We start from the raw sequence: 16,549 nt of genomic DNA on the forward strand, positions 1-16,549 counted from the left end.
GAAGGCACCTCGCCCGCGTCGATCCGCAAGGACTTCCAGAAGAAGCCGCACACCGAACGCGAGCCCGAGCAGGTCAAGCACCACACCTACACGGACGACCCGGCGACGGGACGCCAGAAGCCGGAGTCCACGCAGGGCGGCTGGCGGCCGTCCGACGCGGACGCGCGCAAGCTCGGCTGGCAGAACAAGAACACGCTCAACCAGGCGATCTCGACCGACATGAAGCTCGGCATCGGTCACGCCGGCATCGACTCGGGCCTGCCGCCCAAGCCTCCGAAGCCGGCTCCCGCGCCGTCCACGTCCGGCGACAAGAAGGGCAAGGGCAAGGCCAAGGCGGACGCGGACCTCGACAAGAAGGCCAAGGCGGCGCTGAAGAAGGCGGAGAAGGCGGCCAAGGAAGCCGCGCTGCCGCCGATCGACGCCACGACCAAGCAGCAGAAGATGGCCGCGATGGTCGGCCTGGCGTTGTCGGACAACAACAGCAACGTCACGCGCACGTTCGGCATGCTGGAGCACGGCGTCCTGCCGTACGCGGCGGCCCCGCGCCCGAACGGTCTGTTCGACGCGGCGCAGCGGGCGCTGGCTTCGGAAGGCGACGTCCAGACGGCGAACGACCTGCGCCGGCAGACGATCGACCAGGGCGCGTCCGCGTCCACCGACGTCACCACGAAGATCGCGCGGTACCGGCAGCAGCACGGCCTGGAGAACGGCCACCTGGTCAACGCGTTCGTCGAACCCGGCCCGGCGCCCCAGACCCGCATCCCGGACAGCTTCAAGCCCAAGGACGGCAACACCCACGTCCCGGTCGACAACACGGGCACGCCCGGTGCCGAACTGGACGCGCAGGAGCGCGCGAAGCAGGACCAGGCCGACGCGAAGGCGAAGGCCGAGGACAACGTCAAGGCGCGGGCCGCGGAGGACCTGGCAGGTCATCTGCTGGCCACCCAGCTCGACCGGCCGGTGGTCATCCACCGTCCCGGCGAGGCGCCGACGACCCTGCAGCCGTTCACCGGCGACTCGTCCGGGCCCGAGCTGCACCTGAAGGCAGAGCCGAACCCGAACGGCAAGTCGACCTTCGCGCCGCACGACCCGGACGCGATGGACGTCGACGACTCACCGACCCGGCAGGCGCCGCCGTCCACTCAGGACGCTCCGGCGTGGACCGAGCCCGAGTCCGACGTGCAGACGCGGCCGGCACCGCCGTCCTCCACGCCGAACCCGGTCATCCCGATGACCGTGATCGCGCCGCAGGGCGTCGGCCAGGTCATGCCGGGCGCGCAGGCACTGCCGGACTTCTTCCAGACCAACAAGGCGCTGGGCACGATCGCGCCGACGGACGTCCGCGGCGCCGAGAACGTCACGGGTGCCATCGACAACCTGAAGCCCGCCGACGCCGCCCGCATCCAGCAGGCGATCAAGGGCGACTTCGAGTCGTTCCTGGACAAGGGCCGCAACTTCCAGGTCAAGATCGGCAACACCTGGTACGAGGCGAACATCCGCGCCACCATGCAGGCGCAGACGGACGTCGCCCCGGTCGTCGCGCCGGGCGTCAAGGTCGACGCGACCGCCCAGTCGGGCAACTCGTCCTCGGCCACGCACACCGTCGCCACGGCCAACGACATCGGCGGCGCGGCCACGGCCAGCAACGGGTTCGGCGCGTACGGCTCGCTCGGCGGCAAGGCGCAGTTCGCCACCCCGGCGCAGGCGCAGGGCATGTCGTCGTCGCTCACCGACCAGCGGATCATCCGCGCGGGCGAGGGGTCGACGCAGGCCACCGTGAACGTCACCTACGACATCACGCTGGCCGACCCCAGCGGTGGGATCAGGCCCGTCGCCTCGGTCAGCACCGGCACCGACGTGACGCTGCAGATCCCGAACGACCTGGCCAAGATCACGAACTCGGGCAACACGTCCGCCGAGGTCACGCCGCCGGTCGCCAAGTGGGGCGCCAAGCTCGAACACCCCGCACCCGAGGCGGTGACGGTCGACAACCCCGCGAGGGCGTTCGCCGAGGTGGCGCGCGAGCTGCACCCGTCGATCGTCAAGGTCGGCTCGCCCGGCCGTGAGGCGCTGCAGAACTTCCTGAGCCCCACCGAGATCCGCAACAACCTCGGCGCGATGCTCGGCGGCGCCTACGTGACGTCGCCGGACCTGATCAGCCCGCACGCCAGCAAGGGCGCCGCGGTGCAGATGAAGGCGACGCTGCAGACCGCGCAGCTCGTCGGCACGCTCGACACCGGCCAGCTCCGCCTGCACGAGACCTCCGCGCACAGCAGTGGCGTGTCCTCGACGACCAAGTCCGGTGGCGACGTCACCGCCGGGGTCGGCTTCAACGCCGGTCTGCCGAACGTGGTGGGCGGCCAGGCCGGCGTCACGGCCGGCTACTCCGCGCGCACCGCGGAGAACGTCAACGCGGGCATCAACACCGCGCACAAGAGCGGCATCCAGCTCAAGGGCGACACGGGCCTGTACAAGGTGACCGCCGAGGTCGAGGTCCGCACGCCGAGCGGCAAGACCGTCAAGGTCCCGGTCACGACGTACCTGCGCGTCGGCCTGCCCGAGGCGGGCCAGATGGGCCTGCCGACGCCGGACGGCACGCGCGCCAAGATCGTCGACGAGTCGAACAAGGGCACGAAGTTCCCGCCGCCCTACATGGGCGACGCGATCGCCGCGGGCAACGCCAAGGTCGGCGAGTTCGAGGTCGCCTCCGAGGTCCAGACGCAGGTCGAGGACGCGCTGCGGGACATCCCCGGTCTCGCGAAGTTCCTGCCGAACTGGAACGACACCACCGCGAACCCGCGCAGCAGCAAGGGCAAGAACTTCGCCGACGTCGCCGAGCAGCTCGCGAACCAGCGCAGGCTCACCTCGCAGCTGTCCCCCGCCGCGTTGCGGACCAACATGGACAGCCTCATGGGTCCCGGCGTCCAGGTGCAGCTGAAGAACAGCAGCAAGTCCACCAACACCTACGTCAACATCACGGTCAAGGCCAAGGTCTCCGACCCGAAGCACCTCGGTCAGGCCGACGCGCGCAACGTCCGTGACGCGTCGTCGACCGGCCCGAAGCTCGACAGCTCCTCCAGCACCACCAAGGGCTGGAGCGGCGGCGTCGAGGGCAAGGTCTCGATCCCCGGCCAGACCAGCGTCGCCAAGCTGACGCCGACGCCGCAGGTGGGCGTCAAGTACAACCACTCGTGGACCGACAAGACCACCGCCGGTCCCACGGTCAACAGCACCTCGCTCAGCGTCGGCAGCCCGAACGCCCAGGTGTTCCGCGGTGACGTGGAGTTCGAGGTCGAGATCACCACGTTCACCCGGCCGCGGGCCTGGGTGCGGCGGATCGTCCCCGGTGCTCCCGGCTTCCACGCGCCGGAGCAGACCACGGTCGCGAAGACCGGTGACGGCAAGCTCGAGCCCATCAAGGGCGAGGTCAACCTCTGGGTGTCCGACAGCTCCACTTTGGACACCGACCCCGGCAAGGGTTTCGAGCCCGGGACGCCGGAGCTGCGGACGCTGAAGGACGCGCCGTCGGTCAAGAAGCTCCTCAGCACCAGGACCGGGGAGAAGGCGCCGGACTTCCTGCACGTGGAGGCCGTGGCGAACACGACGGCGCTGCGGGACCAGGCGATCGACGCGCTCAACCGCGCGGCGGGCGGCGACTCGGCGCTCACCGTGCCGGGCACCGCGTCACGCGCCCAGATCGACAAGATGTTCTCCCCGGAGAACATCAAGGCGAACCTGCGCACGCTGACCGAGACCGGCATCCAGGAGCAGGGCCTCAAGTACGACCGCCGCGTCACCGACCGCACCGGCGCGATCGGCGTGAAGTTCGGGTTGAGCAACCCGAAGATCGTGTCCATCTCGGACAACACCGGTACCGAGAACGCCAGCACGGGTGGTTACAAGGCGGCCCAGTCGTCGTCCACCGGCAGGGCGGTCGACATCACCGGCGGCATCAACGTGCCGATCAAGCCGAACGACCCCGCTCCGCCCGCCGGCGAGCCCACGCCCGCCAGCGGTGCCGGTGGCGTCGCGGTGGCCGGCAAGATCACGCCGTGGTCCGACTCGAAGTCGTCGGGCAAGGAGGTCGGCGGCAGCCACGACCGCAACCACGTGACGCCTGCGGGCGGCCGCACCGTGCTGGTGCAGCTCGACGCCGACGTCACCGTGGTCGGCGAGAGCCGGGCGGCGAACTTCCTCCACGGCAGCACGCCCAAGTCCGAGGGTGCCACCGTGAGCCTGCCGAACTCCGTGTTCGTGCGGGTGACCGAGGACGTCGCGCGGGACATGGGCCTGCTGCCCGACGTGCAGCCGAACGTGGACAAGCCGGACTTCCCGCAGATGGCGCCGCCCGCGACGGTGGCGAAGGACGAGCCGAGCGCGCTCGGTCTGTCCACTGTGGAGAGCGTGCCGGACCTGTCGAACGTGGTCGCCAAGCTGTCGGCGGACGTCAACACGAAGACGGCGAAACGCTTCGGCGGTTCGCTGCTGCCCGATTCGGTGCTCGACGACTCGATGAGCAACCTGCAGCGCCTGGTCGACTTCAGCTCGCCGGCCAGCGTCAAGGCGATGATCGACAGCGCGCTGGACGGCGGTGTGCCGCTGCTGGTGCACCAGCCCGGCGCGTTCGGCAAGGACTCCTACCAGGTCACGTTGCGGGCCAAGGCGAACACGCCGCAGTTCCAGAACGTCGTCAACGACGGCGTCGAGATGGAATCGACGATCGCCGGTTCGCACAAGGTGACCGACGGCCAGGGCCGCGCCACCGGCTGGGCTCTCGGGCTGAAGGCACCGGGGCTCGCCGCGCCCGGCAGCGCGAACCCGAACGTCTCCGGCACCGCCGGCGTGGCGGCCGCGGCGAACATCGGCCAGTCGACGAGCAGCTCGGTCAGCACCTCGACGACCGACCAGTTCGCGAGCTTCCGCGCGGGCAGCGGACCGGCGGCGCGCTACACCGTGCCGGTCGAGTTCGAGCTCGTCGTCGAAAAGGGCGACAAGGAGATCGCGAAGGCCAAGAGCGGCCCGCAGGAGATGACCGTCCGCCTGCACGCGGACAACCAGAAGGTCAGCGGGCCAGCTCCGCAGCCGTACACCAAGGACCAGCACTCGCGCGGCGCCGACCAGGGCACCCCGCAGGCCGTCGCGGACTGGCGCCAGGGCAGCACCCCCGCGCTCCCGGCGAGCGCGTCGGTGGAGAACCTGCGTGGTGCTCAGGACCTGCGCACGGCCGCGATCGACGCGCTCAAGGAAGCGGGCGCGGGCAAGGGCCTGACCGGCAAGGGCACGGGCTCGCTCAACAGCCTGCTGTCCACGCTGAGCCCGGAGAACCTGCAGCCGCACCTGCCGTCGATGCTGTCCGGCCCGCTGAGCGTGCCGGGCCTGCACGAGGCCGCGCTGACGTTCGGGCAGGACGCGGACGTCAAGGTCTACGCCAAGCTGGTCGACCCGGCGCTGGGCTCGCTCAGCGACGGTGTGGCGCTGGAGAACCCGAAGTCGCAGGTCACCTCGACCAGCACGGACTCGAAGGTCACCGAGACCGGTGACGTGTCCGTCGGTCTCGCGACCGGTGGCGCGGGCATCAAGCAGAACACCGACCCCCGTGACAACGTCACGGTCGCGGTGAGCGGCGTCGAGCTGCGGCACTCCGCCGAGGACTCCACGGCGAACTCCGGCGGCCAGACCGACAACAAGGTCAACAACCTCAAGCCGAAGGCCACGACCGGCCTGGTGCAGTTCGGTGTCGAGTACCGCGTGGTCGCCACGATCGGCGGCAGGACCGCCGTCGTCGACCTGTCCGTGCCGAACTCAGCCGCGGTCCGCATGCCCGTCTCGGACGCGCAGACCGTGCTGGGCAAGGACCTCAGCCCCGAACTGGCGGCCGCCCAGACCGGGGTCAAGTCCGCCGCGGACGCCTGGCGCACCGCCGAGATCGAGGTCGACGCCCGGCGGCACGAGGCGCAGCAGGTGATCAACACCTCGGCCGCGGTGTCGGCCAGGAACGACTTCGCCTTCACCCCGGCCCAGATCGACTACAACAACGCGATCGAGGCGCACCTCGCCGAGCAGGCGACCCTTGCGGACCTGGAGGCCAAGGCGGAGACCGCCCGCCAGGAGGCCGCGCGCACACTCGACGCCATCAACGAGCTGTCCCCCAAGGTCGGTGGCCTCGGGGCGCTCGCGATGACCGCGCAGTTCGAACTGGACGACGCGAAGTCGGACGTCGAGGCCAAGGCGAAGACGCTGCGAGGGCTGGAAGAGCGGCTCGCCGCGACGCCGGACAACGCGGCACTGCAGAGCCAGGTCGACACCGCGCGCCAGGCGCACGCGGACGCCGAGACCGCGCTGGAGACGGCGGAGACCACGTTCACCGCCACGCAGACCGCGATGCAGGAGGCCCAGCGCGAGCTGGACGCCGCCAACGCCGCGATCGGCGGTCTCCGGGCGGAAGCGACCGCCCGGCGTGCGGACGTCGTCGCGCAGGAGCAAGTCGTGGCGCAGGCCCACGCCGACCGTCTCGCCGCCAAGGCCGCGCACGACCAGGCCGCCGACCGGATCGCCGCCGACCGCGCGGCGCAGGAGGCCCTCGTGAGGGCCGCCGAGACGAAGCTGAACGACGCGCGCAGGGCAGCCGACCTGAGGCAGCAGGAGTGGTGGGAGAAGAAGGCGGTGGTCGATCAGTTGATCGCCGACTTCAACACCCCGCCGTCGACGACCACGACGTCGTCCGCTCCGCCTGCCCCTCCGGCTCCCCCGGCGTCCAGGTCCGCGCCCCCCGCCGAGGCGTCCTCGTCGAGCGAGGCCTCGTCGAGCAGTGAGGTGCAGACCCGTCCGGCACCGCAACCGCCGAACGCGCCCTCCACCCAGACCGGCACCGCCGACGCCGACGCCGACACGCAGGCTCCGAGGAGCGTGCCGGACGTCGTGGTGGCGAGCCACCTCAAGGCGTTGACGACGGACGCGATGACGAACGCCTCGCCGCTCGCCAGGCAGGTGGAGACGGCGCTGAACTCCGACCCCGGCAAGTACGTGCAGTCCCAGGCGGGTCTCGACCTGCTGAGGGCGTCGGTCGTGCTCGACACCAGGACCGCCGACGTCGCCGCGATGATCCAGCGGCACGGCGTCGAGCAGGTCGCGCGGGCGTTCAACAAGGAGTTCGGCCGCCCGATCATCGAGACGGCGCAGCAGGCCCAGTTCGGTGATCTCAGCACGCCGGAGAGCCGGACCGCGTTCGACGGCTGGGCGCACCGGATGTGGGACACGATCGGCAACACGCCGTCCTACGCCGCGAACCCGGACAAGGTCGCCGCCGAGGTCTTCAACCACGACAAGGGTTACAACCGCGGCACGAACTTCGCGCAGGACACGGCGTTCGCGGACCTGGTCGGCGCGCCGCCGCTGACGGACTCCATCGCGACCACCCCGCTCTACGGCCCCGACTCCTACAGCCAGGCGCTCTGGGTGCAGAAGGTGCTGGGCGACGCGAAGATCATCCCGTCCGACGCGATCGTGAGCCCGGAGGCGTTCACGCAGGCCGTCACGGACAACAGCGCGGAACTCGGTGCGGCACTGGGCGTCGAGGTGACCCCGGAGCTGATCACCGAGCTGAAGCAGCACCTGCAGGGCGACGGCATGGTCGACGACGACCCGGCACCGGCCACCGAGCCCGCGCCGCCGTCGGCTCCCGCACCGCGTCCCGAGGCCGAGAAGCAGCTGGTGGCGCTGACCGACGACGCCATGGAGAACGCCGGCCCGCTGATGAAGCAGGTGGAGGCGGAGCTCAAGGGGAACCCGCAGAAGTACCTGGACCACAAGGCGGGCCTGGACCTGCTGCGTGCCTCGGTGGTCCTGCACTCCCGTTCCGGCGAGGTCGCGGCGTTGATCGACCAGCACGGCCTGGAGGCCGTCACCAAGGCGTTCAACGAGGAGTTCAAGCGGCCGGTCATCGAGAGCGAGCAGATCGAGGCGTTCGCCGGCGAGCACGGCCCCGGGAAGTTCGACGACTGGTCGCACCAGCTGTGGAACACCCTCGAGGGCAGCCCGACGTTCGCGGCGGACCCCGCCAAGATCGCCTCCGAGATCTTCAACCACGAGAAGGGCTACAACCGGGCGTTCAACTTCGCCCAGGAGACCGCGCTCATCGACGTGATGGGCGCGCCGCCGCTGTCCGACTCGATCGGTGAGATCCCGGTCTACGGCCCCGACTCCTACAGCCAGGCGCTCTGGGTGCACCAGGTGCTGGCCAAGTCGATGCTCGTGCCGGAGGGCCTCGTCAGCCCGGAGCAGTTCACCCAGGCCGTCACCGGCAACAGCGCGGAACTCGGTGCGGCACTGGGCGTCGAGGTGACGCCGGAGCTGATCACCGAGCTCAAGGAACACCTGCAGGGCGACGGCATGGTCGACGACGACTCAGCGCCGTCCGCTCCCCCGGTGGACGCGCCCGTGTCCCACGCGCCGCCGGCCGACCCGAGCCCGCTGCACAGCACGGACACCAGCGCGGCGTGGTTCGACCCGCGGAACCCGGTGTCCTCGCAGGCGATCGCGGACGTCCGCGCCACGACCCCGGCCACCAGCTGGGTGCGCGGCGAGGACGGTGGTGTCCTCGACTCCACCAAGGTCGGCCCGCACGGCATCGCCATGAAGGCCTGGCGCGGCCCGATCGCGTACGACAACCGCGTGCTGGACGTCGACGGCGTGCCGGTCCGCGACTTCACCGTCCGGCTGCACCTGGACAACGGCACCGCCGACGTTCAGGACCGCACCCGCGCGGGCGTCGAGGAGCTGTTCAACCAGGGCTACAAGCTGCCCAGCGGCGAACAGTTCCACGTCACGGTCGAGTTCACCGACGACCCCGCCGACGCACACGCCACGGTCAACGTCACGAACGAGCCCGGCGGGCGCGCCAACCAGCTCACCTGGCCGGCGGACACCGACTCGCGGCGCCTGGCGCACGAGGTCGGGCACTTCCTCGGCCTCCGGGACGAGTACCTGGAGACCGGCGACGTGAAGCCGATCTTCCAGCACCAGGACGGCAGGGGACGCGTCGTCAACGACAACTCCCCCATGACCCAGGGCATCGACGCGGCGGACGCCAGGCTCAAGCCGCGCCACCTCCAGCTGGTCTCCGACCGGATGGCCGCGCTGCAGACGCACAACCCGCCGCAGCCCGCCGCTGACGAACGCTCCGAGCTGCCTCCGCCGAACATGCCGAAGCGCGGCAACGAACACCTGGAGGCCGACCCTGCCGGGGACGCCGTCAAGCGCACCCGTGAGGACCTCGCCGAACTGTCCATCGAGGACAACGAGGTCCAGATGACCGAGCCGGAGGCCACGCCGTTCAACGAGAACGGCGTGCACAACGCGGCGTACGAGAACCTCGCCCAGGGACACCCGCTCACGCAGATCACCGCGGAGAACTACCTGCAGCGGACGCAGGAGAGCATCGACGCCAACGAGAAGCCGTCGTTCGTGGTCAGCATGATCGTGCGGGCGAGTGAGCTCGGCCAGCTCGACGACGTGATCAACGGCGTCATGGCCGGCGCGCAGGACATGGACGGCCGCGTGGCGTTCGTGCTCGGTGTGAACGGCGCGACGCAGGCGGAGATCGACGCCGGGATCGCCGCCGCGACCCCGTCGGTGAACGGCCGCGCGGAACCGGTCGCGCTGGTGAGCGTTCCGCACGGGCCCAAGGGCTTCAAGTTCGGCGAGACCCGCAACGCGACGCTGGACAGCGACGCGCACGTGTTCGCGGTGACCGCACTGGCGGCCACCGGAACGCACCCGTACGTCGCGGTCATGGACTTCGACGCGGGCGACCGCACTACCCGCGAGGGCAGGCACGTCTTCGACCACGTCACGCAGCTCGTCGACGGCACGGTCGGTGACGACGCCGGTGACCCGTCCCGGCCGCTGATGATCGGCGGTGGCTACCGGGTCGCCGTCACGCCGGAACAGCTGCACGCCGACGTCCTCGCGCGCATCGACGGCGACTCGAAGACCACGGACGCGCAGAAGGAGGTCCTGCGGGCGAAGCTCGCCGAGCCGGACTTCCACGAGCGGTTCGTGCAGGTGATCGACGCGGACATGCACGCGCGCCGCAACCAGCAGGGCATCCACCCGTTGCTGCCCTACACGCCGGAGCCGAACCTGTTCGTCGACGGCCTCGTGCCGCTGGCGGAGCCGAAGGTGCGGTTCGGCGAGGGCCAGGCGGAGTTCGGGCAGCTCGGCCAGTCGCTCAACCGGTTCTACGCAGCGGAGCTCGCCAAGCTGCACACCCCGGCCGACGCCGCGGACATGGACGCCGCCACCGAACGCGCCAAGGTGGACGTGCAGAACAACCGGCACCCGGTGCGTGGTCAGGCGTTCACGACCGACTTCGTGGCGGGTGACACCGGCACCGACCTGTCCAGGATCGCCTACGGGCTGATCAAGGACGGCAAGCTGCCGCAGTCGCACACCGCGCTGCCGAACGTGTCGGAGCGGTTCCTCGACGGCAAGTCCTCCAAGGCGGGCACGAAGTTCGCCGACGAGCGCGAACGCCTCGCCACCGGTGCGCACGCGGTCGTGGAGCCGTTCCTGCCGCCGGCCAACGGGCAGACCGCGAACACGTGGAACCCGCCGCGCAAGATGGAGACGCAGCTCGGCGCGCCGCAGAAGAACCGGATGAACCCGGCGGTGTCCGCGCCGATGCCCGCGCCGTTCGAGCAGCTGCAGGCGGGCATCCAGAAGGACCAGAAGGTCGTCGCGGCCCACGGGCTGGTGGCGTCCGACCACGTGAGCACCGCGCGGCGACAGCTGCGGTTCCTGAACGAGGACCTGCTGGTCCGCCAGCCCACGCCGCCGGTCACCGCCAACGGCCTGTACGCGGTCGTCGGCCAGGCCCGCGGGGTCGATCCGGTGGCGCTGCGCCGGCAGGTCGTCGGCCTGGCGGCCACCCACCACGCCGTGACCAAGGCCGTGGCGGACTACTCCGTCGGCAGGCCGATGCACCAGGGCCACCTGTACGGGGCGCTGGTGGAGAACCAGAACTGGCACATGCACGCCGACGCCGCCGAGAACAGCGGCTGGACCAACGCCCGCGACCTGCTGGGACACCTGATCGCGACGCAGCAGAGCGTCAACGTCCGGATCCACCAGGAAGGCCACGAGCCGGTGCTGCTGCGCCCGATGGGCCCGCCGTTCCCCGACACGGTCGAGGTCGAGCTGGTGATGGACGGACGGCAGGTCACCTACCGGCAGTACCAGCCGTCAGGAGGGCTGCAGCCGGACGTGCAGATGCATTAGCGTGACCAGCGTGGACGAGTTCGCGCAGGCGCTCCGGACGGCGATCACGAATCGCGGTCTCGGTCTCGAGCGCCTGCGCGAGCACCTCTCCCAGAACGGCGTGTCCGTCTCGATGGCCACGCTGAGCTACTGGCAGACGGGCCGCAGCCGTCCCGAGCGGCAGAAGTCGCTGCAGGCCGTCGTCCACTTGGAACACATCCTGCAGCTCCCGCCCGGCCATCTCTCGGAACTCCTGGGGCCACCGCGCCCACGGGGTCGCTGGCTGCGCAACGCCCCGGCACCGATGTCCGCGTTCTGGTCCCCGCAGACGCCCGTCGAGCGCGCGTTGAACGGCCTCGACACGCAGTGGGACGACCAGCTCCTGCGCGTGAGCCAGCAGGACTTCGTGACGATCGGGGCGGACCGCACCGAGCGGGTCTTCCGGTCGCGGCAGGTGTTGTCGGCGTCGATGACCGGGCCTGACCGGTGGGTCGTGATCATGCACGTCGACGACCACGACCGGCCGTTGCCGCTGGTCAGCGCCCTGAAGAACTGCACGGTCGGCCAGGTGGTCCGCGAGCCGGCCGAGGGGCTGCTGGTCGCGGAGCTGCTGTTCGAACGGCCGCTGCGCAAGGGCGAGAGCGTCGTGATCGAGCACGAGCTGGTGAACCAGGACCCGTGTCCACTCGCGACGAACTACGAGCGCAAGTTCCGCCTGCCGACGCGGGAGTACGTGCTGGAGGTGACGTTCGAGGGCACCGCTCCCCGTTCCGTGGTCCAGCTCGCGGACGGGTCCGCGGTGGCGCCCGGCCACACGTTGCTGGACGTGGCGCTGGACGTGCGGCCCGGGGTGCGCGGCTTCAGCTGGACCTGGTGAACCCCCTGGAGCTCGGGACCAGTGCGGCGGCCGCGGGGGCGGCGAAGCAGATCACCGCGCAGGCGCCCAGCACGACGCCGGCCCCGAAGTGGTCGATGGCCGGTGCGATGAAGGCCAGGCCTACCGGCGCCAGGCCGAAGGAGAGCAGGAAGTCGAGCGAGGAGACGCGGGCGAGCTTGCCCGGCTCGACCTCTCGCTGGACCGCGGTGAACCACGGGATGTTGAACAGCTCGACCCCGACACCTCCCAAGACGTACACGGCGATCAGCACGGACCAGTGCACCGGCAGCAGCAGGGCCAGCGGGACCAGGCCGTAGCAGGCCAGTCCGGCCAGTGCGGCCCATCCCGGCGTCTTCGGGCGCCAGCGGCCCATCAGCGCGGCTCCCGCCAGCGCGCCGAGCGTGTACGCGGTCGTGGCGGCCACCAGCACCGCTTCCGTGTCGTAGCGGTCGCGGCTCACCACCGGCAGCAGGACGGCCGTGGCCGAGTAGCCGAAGGCGACCATCGCGGTCAGCGCGCCGAGTCCGGAGAGCAGCCACGGGTGCCGGCGCGCCTCGTTCAGGCCTTCGAGGAAGTCCGCCGCGAAGCTGGCCCGGGCGGTGGTGCGATCCGGTGCCCTGGTGCCCTTGGGCGGCACGAACGCGGCGACCAGCCAGAGCGCGGCGGTGATGATCAGCAGTGCCCTGGCGTCGACCAGGAGCGCGGCGAGAGCGGTGAGGCTCGGGGCGGCCAGCGTGGTCACCCTGATGGCGACGGTCGTCGCCGCATTGGCCTGCTGCCGTTGCGACTCGGGCACCACCTCGGCCACCATCGCCTGGAACGCGGGCCGGCAGCCGCCCTGACCGGCACCGACGATCGCGGCCGCGGCGGCCATGAGCACCAACGACCTGCCCATGCCGAGCGCGATCACGGGTGTCATGACCGCGCCGGTGAGGCACGACCAGAAGACGACGTTGCGTCGTGAATGACGATCGGCGAGCACACCGGCCACGGGTACCGCCACCAGGAAACCGACGGTTCTGGTGGCGAGGACGACGCCGAGCTCGACGGCGGTGATCGAACGTTCGAGAACGGCCAGGCCGAGCACGAACGGCAGGGCCCACATCGCGAGACCCGACACCGTCGTCCCGGTCCACAGCCGCAGGAAGGGCACGTTCCGCAGGACAGATGGCGCTGTTGCTTTCTCCGTCACGACGCCCAAGGTTTCACCACTGGCGGATTCTGACCACACTATTCCCGGTGACCGCGCAACGGGCGGCTGTTCCCCCGCGCCTTGAAGGGAACAGCCGCCCGCCTTGCCGTCTGATGTGGACAGATCAGCCGATCTTCTCGATCCGCGCGTTGCGGATGAGGAACTTGCCCGGTTCGCGGACCTGTTCGAAGGCCGCGTTGTTCAGCAGCGCGCAGCTGCCGGACGCCGACGCCACCTTGACGGTGGTGGACTTGTTGTTGTCCAGGTTCGTCACCTTGAGCGTGGTGCCGATCGGGAACGTGCCGCTGGAGGCGGCAGGGGCGCCACCCTCACCGGACAGCGTGACGGTCGAGCCGTTGCAGACCTGCTGGCCGGTGGCGCCGTTGTCGCCCTGGTTCGCGTCGGGCTGCTCGGTGGGCTGGGCCGTGGGCGCGGGCTGGTTGCCCGCGTTGTTGTTGCCCTGGTTCGCGTTGCCCTGGCCGGCGTCGGCCGCGCCACCGTCACCCTTGCAGCCCGCCGCCTTGCGTCGCTGCTGGATGAGGTCGACCACGGCCTGCCGGTTCGCGATGCGCGCCTCGGACTGCGAGTCCGGGGTGGCCTTCTGGCCCGCGATGAAGCTCAGGTTGTTCTGCAACGCCTTGTCCAGCCCGCCGCAGTCCTCACCGGACGTGGCGGCCTGCCCGGCCTCGGGCTTGGCCTGGACGTCGTTGCCACAGCCTGCCGCCGCACGCCGCTGGTTGATGAGGTTCACGACCTGCTGGCGGTTCTGGATGCGAGCGTCCGACTGCGCGTCGGGGTTCGCCTGCTGACCGGCGATGAAGTTCAGGTTGTTCTGCAGGGCGGTGTCCAGCCCGCCGCAGTCCTCAGCCGCGTTCGAGTTGGTGCCGCTGAAGGCGAAGATGCCACCGGCGACAGCCGCGATCGCCAGCACGGCGCCCGCGCCGATCATGGCGGGCTTGCGGTGTCGAGCGCCCATTCTGTGTCTCCTCGGGGGGTCGAACGGTGTTGTACCGATGACTACGGGGAGGTCACGGACGGGGTTCAAAACGGACCGAACCTTGTTGGTTTTAAATGCCTTTAAGGTTTTCGCGGCTGTGGTGATCTTGCTGGTCAGGCCGCATTCACGGTGTGAGTGAACGGATTCGGGGGTAATACCACCGGGCGCGGTGGTTCCGCCTACATCCGGTCCAGCAGCCTGGTCCGGGCGATCTCCAGGTGTGCCGTCATCGCCGCGCTCGCCCCTGCCTCGTCCCTGGCGACCAGCGCGTCCACGATCGCGCGGTGTTCGGTGATGGTCTGCACCCCGAACGGTTGTTGAAAATTCAGCTGGAACAGGTGCAGATGGCAATGGGTCTTCGAAAAGGACTGCAAAACCGCGTCATTGCCCGCAATGCGCAGAATCAGCTCGTGCAGGCGCTGGTCGTGCGCGGTGAGGTTCTTGTAGTCGTCATAGGCGTCATCCGCGGGAGCCGCCGGACACGTGGCCAGCTCCTCCTCGACGAGTTCGGCGAACTCCGGTGTCATGCGGGCTGCCGCCAGGGCCGCCGACGGGGGTTCCAGCAGCAGGCGGAGGGCGTACAGGTCGTCCACCTGTTTGCGGTTCAGCAGGTCCGTCACGCTGTAGCCGCGCAACGGGAGCCTGCTGACCAGTTCTTCGGATTCGAGGCGTGCCAGGGCTTCGCGGACCGGCGTCGGGGACACGTCGAGCCGGCGCGCGAGTTCGTCGATGTTCACGCGCGCGCCCGGCTTCATGCCGTCGCTCATGATCAGGGCGCGGATCTGCTCGTAGACGTCATCCGCGAGCACGCGCCTGGCCGGTATTGAAAGTGAGTGAGTCTGTCTGGTTGTCAGACAGACTCGACAGCGCGCTTCAACCGCTCCAGCGTCGCCTCGATGTTGCGCTGGTTCGTCACAGCGCGGTCCTTCACCCCGGTCGCCAGCATCGTGAGCGGCACGTACCAGCCGGGCCGGCGGTCCCACGTCGACTCGGTGACCCGGCACCCGTCCGCGGTCTCCTCGATGTCGTACTGCCAGCGCGACACCGCCATGCCGAGCGACTTCACCTCGAACGCGAACCGGGTCGCGGAGCAGTCGGTCACCGTGGAGGTCGTCGGCCACTTCCGCCAGCCGCGCCTGTTGATGCCGCGAAACCGCGCACCGACCCGTGGCCCCGCGGCGTTCAGCCACTTGCCGCCCGAGTACTCCTCGGCGCATCCGCTGAGCCCGCGCAGGTCACTGACCAGGGCGAACACCCGCTGCGGCGAAGCGGCAACGTCGATGTGCGCGGAAGCGTCCGGCGTCATGCCGCCGAACTTACTACGAGTAGGTTCAGTGCACCAGCCACTCGCGGACGGTGCGCGCGGACGGCACGATCGCCCTCGTGGCGTCGAGGTCGTACGCGACGGGATGCGTGCGCAGCCATCGCCACATCCTCGTCAGGTCGTCGCCGACGAACCTGTGGAACAGCCAGATCGGCATCGGGAAACCCCGCGGCGGACGGCCACGGACCTCCCGCCAGAGCGCACGGCACTCGTCGACGCTCTGCACGTCCGCGCAGAGCGGGAGATCCGCACCCGCGAACCGGTCCGGCTCCGCGAACACCCTGGCCGCCACGGCACCGACGTCGTCGGCCGAGAACCACAACAGCGGCCGGTCCGCGCCGATCAGCTTCGGCATCAGGTGCCACATGGACACGGCCGGGTAGAAGTCCTTGTCCGTCATCAGTTCCATGAACGCCATCGGCCGCAAGACGGTCAGCGGCAGCCCGAGCGACGCCAGGTGGTCCCGCACCACCAGCTTGTTCTCCCACTGACGCACACCGGTTCCCGGCACGCCCGGCCCCGCCGAGGCGTACACCACGTGCCGCACGCCCTCCGCAGCCGCGGCGTCACCGACCGCGCGGCCCTGCCGAACCTCCTCGTCGAGGCCGCTGGTCATCGGGTTCTGGACGCTGAACACCCCGTGCGCGCCCGCGAAGGCAGTGCGCAGCGAGCCGGGGGACGCCATGTCCGCGCGCACCACCTCGGCACCCGCCGAGGCGAGCCGCCCGGCCGCGGGTGACGAGGGATCACGGGTCAGCGCCCGCACCCGCCAGCCGCCGGCGAGCAGGTGCCGTGCGACCGAGCCGCCCTGGCGCCCGGTCGCACCGGTGACCACGACCAGTCTGGCGTCGTTCATGGCCGACCTCCTGTCGGTCCGACGCGAAAGCATCCGGAGCCGCTGTC

7 protein-coding genes (1 of these 7 only partly in view) are annotated in these 16,549 nt (G+C 70.3%); 2 read left to right on the forward strand and 5 right to left on the reverse strand.

Annotation, left to right across the window (positions count from 1 at the left end; translation table 11 throughout):
• Together SK571_RS16980 and SK571_RS16985 are read left to right on the forward strand one after the other, a co-directional pair.
• Positions 1-11,277: the 3' end of a hypothetical protein gene (locus SK571_RS16980; protein ID WP_319985051.1), read on the forward strand. The gene continues 17,898 nt to the left of window position 1, outside the view; only the last 11,277 of its 29,175 coding nucleotides appear in the window; the start codon falls outside the window, past its left edge; the stop codon is at positions 11,275-11,277.
• Positions 11,278-11,287: 10 nt separating this feature from the next.
• A complete protein-coding gene (locus tag SK571_RS16985) occupies positions 11,288-12,133 on the forward strand; it encodes an XRE family transcriptional regulator (RefSeq protein ID WP_319985052.1) in 846 nt (281 codons plus the stop codon).
• Here SK571_RS16985 and SK571_RS16990 read toward each other — a convergent pair.
• From SK571_RS16990 to SK571_RS17010, 5 genes are all read right to left on the reverse strand, one after another.
• On the reverse strand, positions 12,117-13,334 hold the full coding sequence (locus tag SK571_RS16990) for an MFS transporter (RefSeq protein WP_406601992.1): 1,218 nt from the start codon (positions 13,332-13,334) through the stop codon (positions 12,117-12,119). The two genes, SK571_RS16985 and SK571_RS16990, sit on opposite strands and share 17 nt — an antisense overlap.
• 115 nt (positions 13,335-13,449) lie before the next feature.
• Positions 13,450-14,301: a hypothetical protein gene (locus SK571_RS16995; RefSeq protein WP_319985054.1), complete on the reverse strand. Its 852-nt coding sequence runs from the start codon at positions 14,299-14,301 to the stop codon at positions 13,450-13,452.
• 200 nt (positions 14,302-14,501) lie between these two features.
• A complete protein-coding gene (locus SK571_RS17000) occupies positions 14,502-15,131 on the reverse strand; it encodes a GntR family transcriptional regulator (protein ID WP_319985055.1) in 630 nt (209 codons plus the stop codon).
• A gap of 41 nt (positions 15,132-15,172) precedes the next feature.
• Entirely contained in the window at positions 15,173-15,628 is a 456-nt protein-coding gene (locus tag SK571_RS17005) for an SRPBCC family protein (RefSeq protein ID WP_319985056.1), read from the reverse strand.
• Between the two features lie 25 nt (positions 15,629-15,653).
• Positions 15,654-16,502: an NmrA/HSCARG family protein gene (locus tag SK571_RS17010; protein ID WP_319985057.1), complete on the reverse strand. Its 849-nt coding sequence runs from the start codon at positions 16,500-16,502 to the stop codon at positions 15,654-15,656.
• Positions 16,503-16,549 lie beyond the last annotated feature (47 nt).

The sequence above is a fragment of the Lentzea kristufekii genome, from assembly GCF_033949925.1.
Classification (GTDB): Bacteria; Actinomycetota; Actinomycetes; order Mycobacteriales; family Pseudonocardiaceae; genus Lentzea; species Lentzea kristufekii.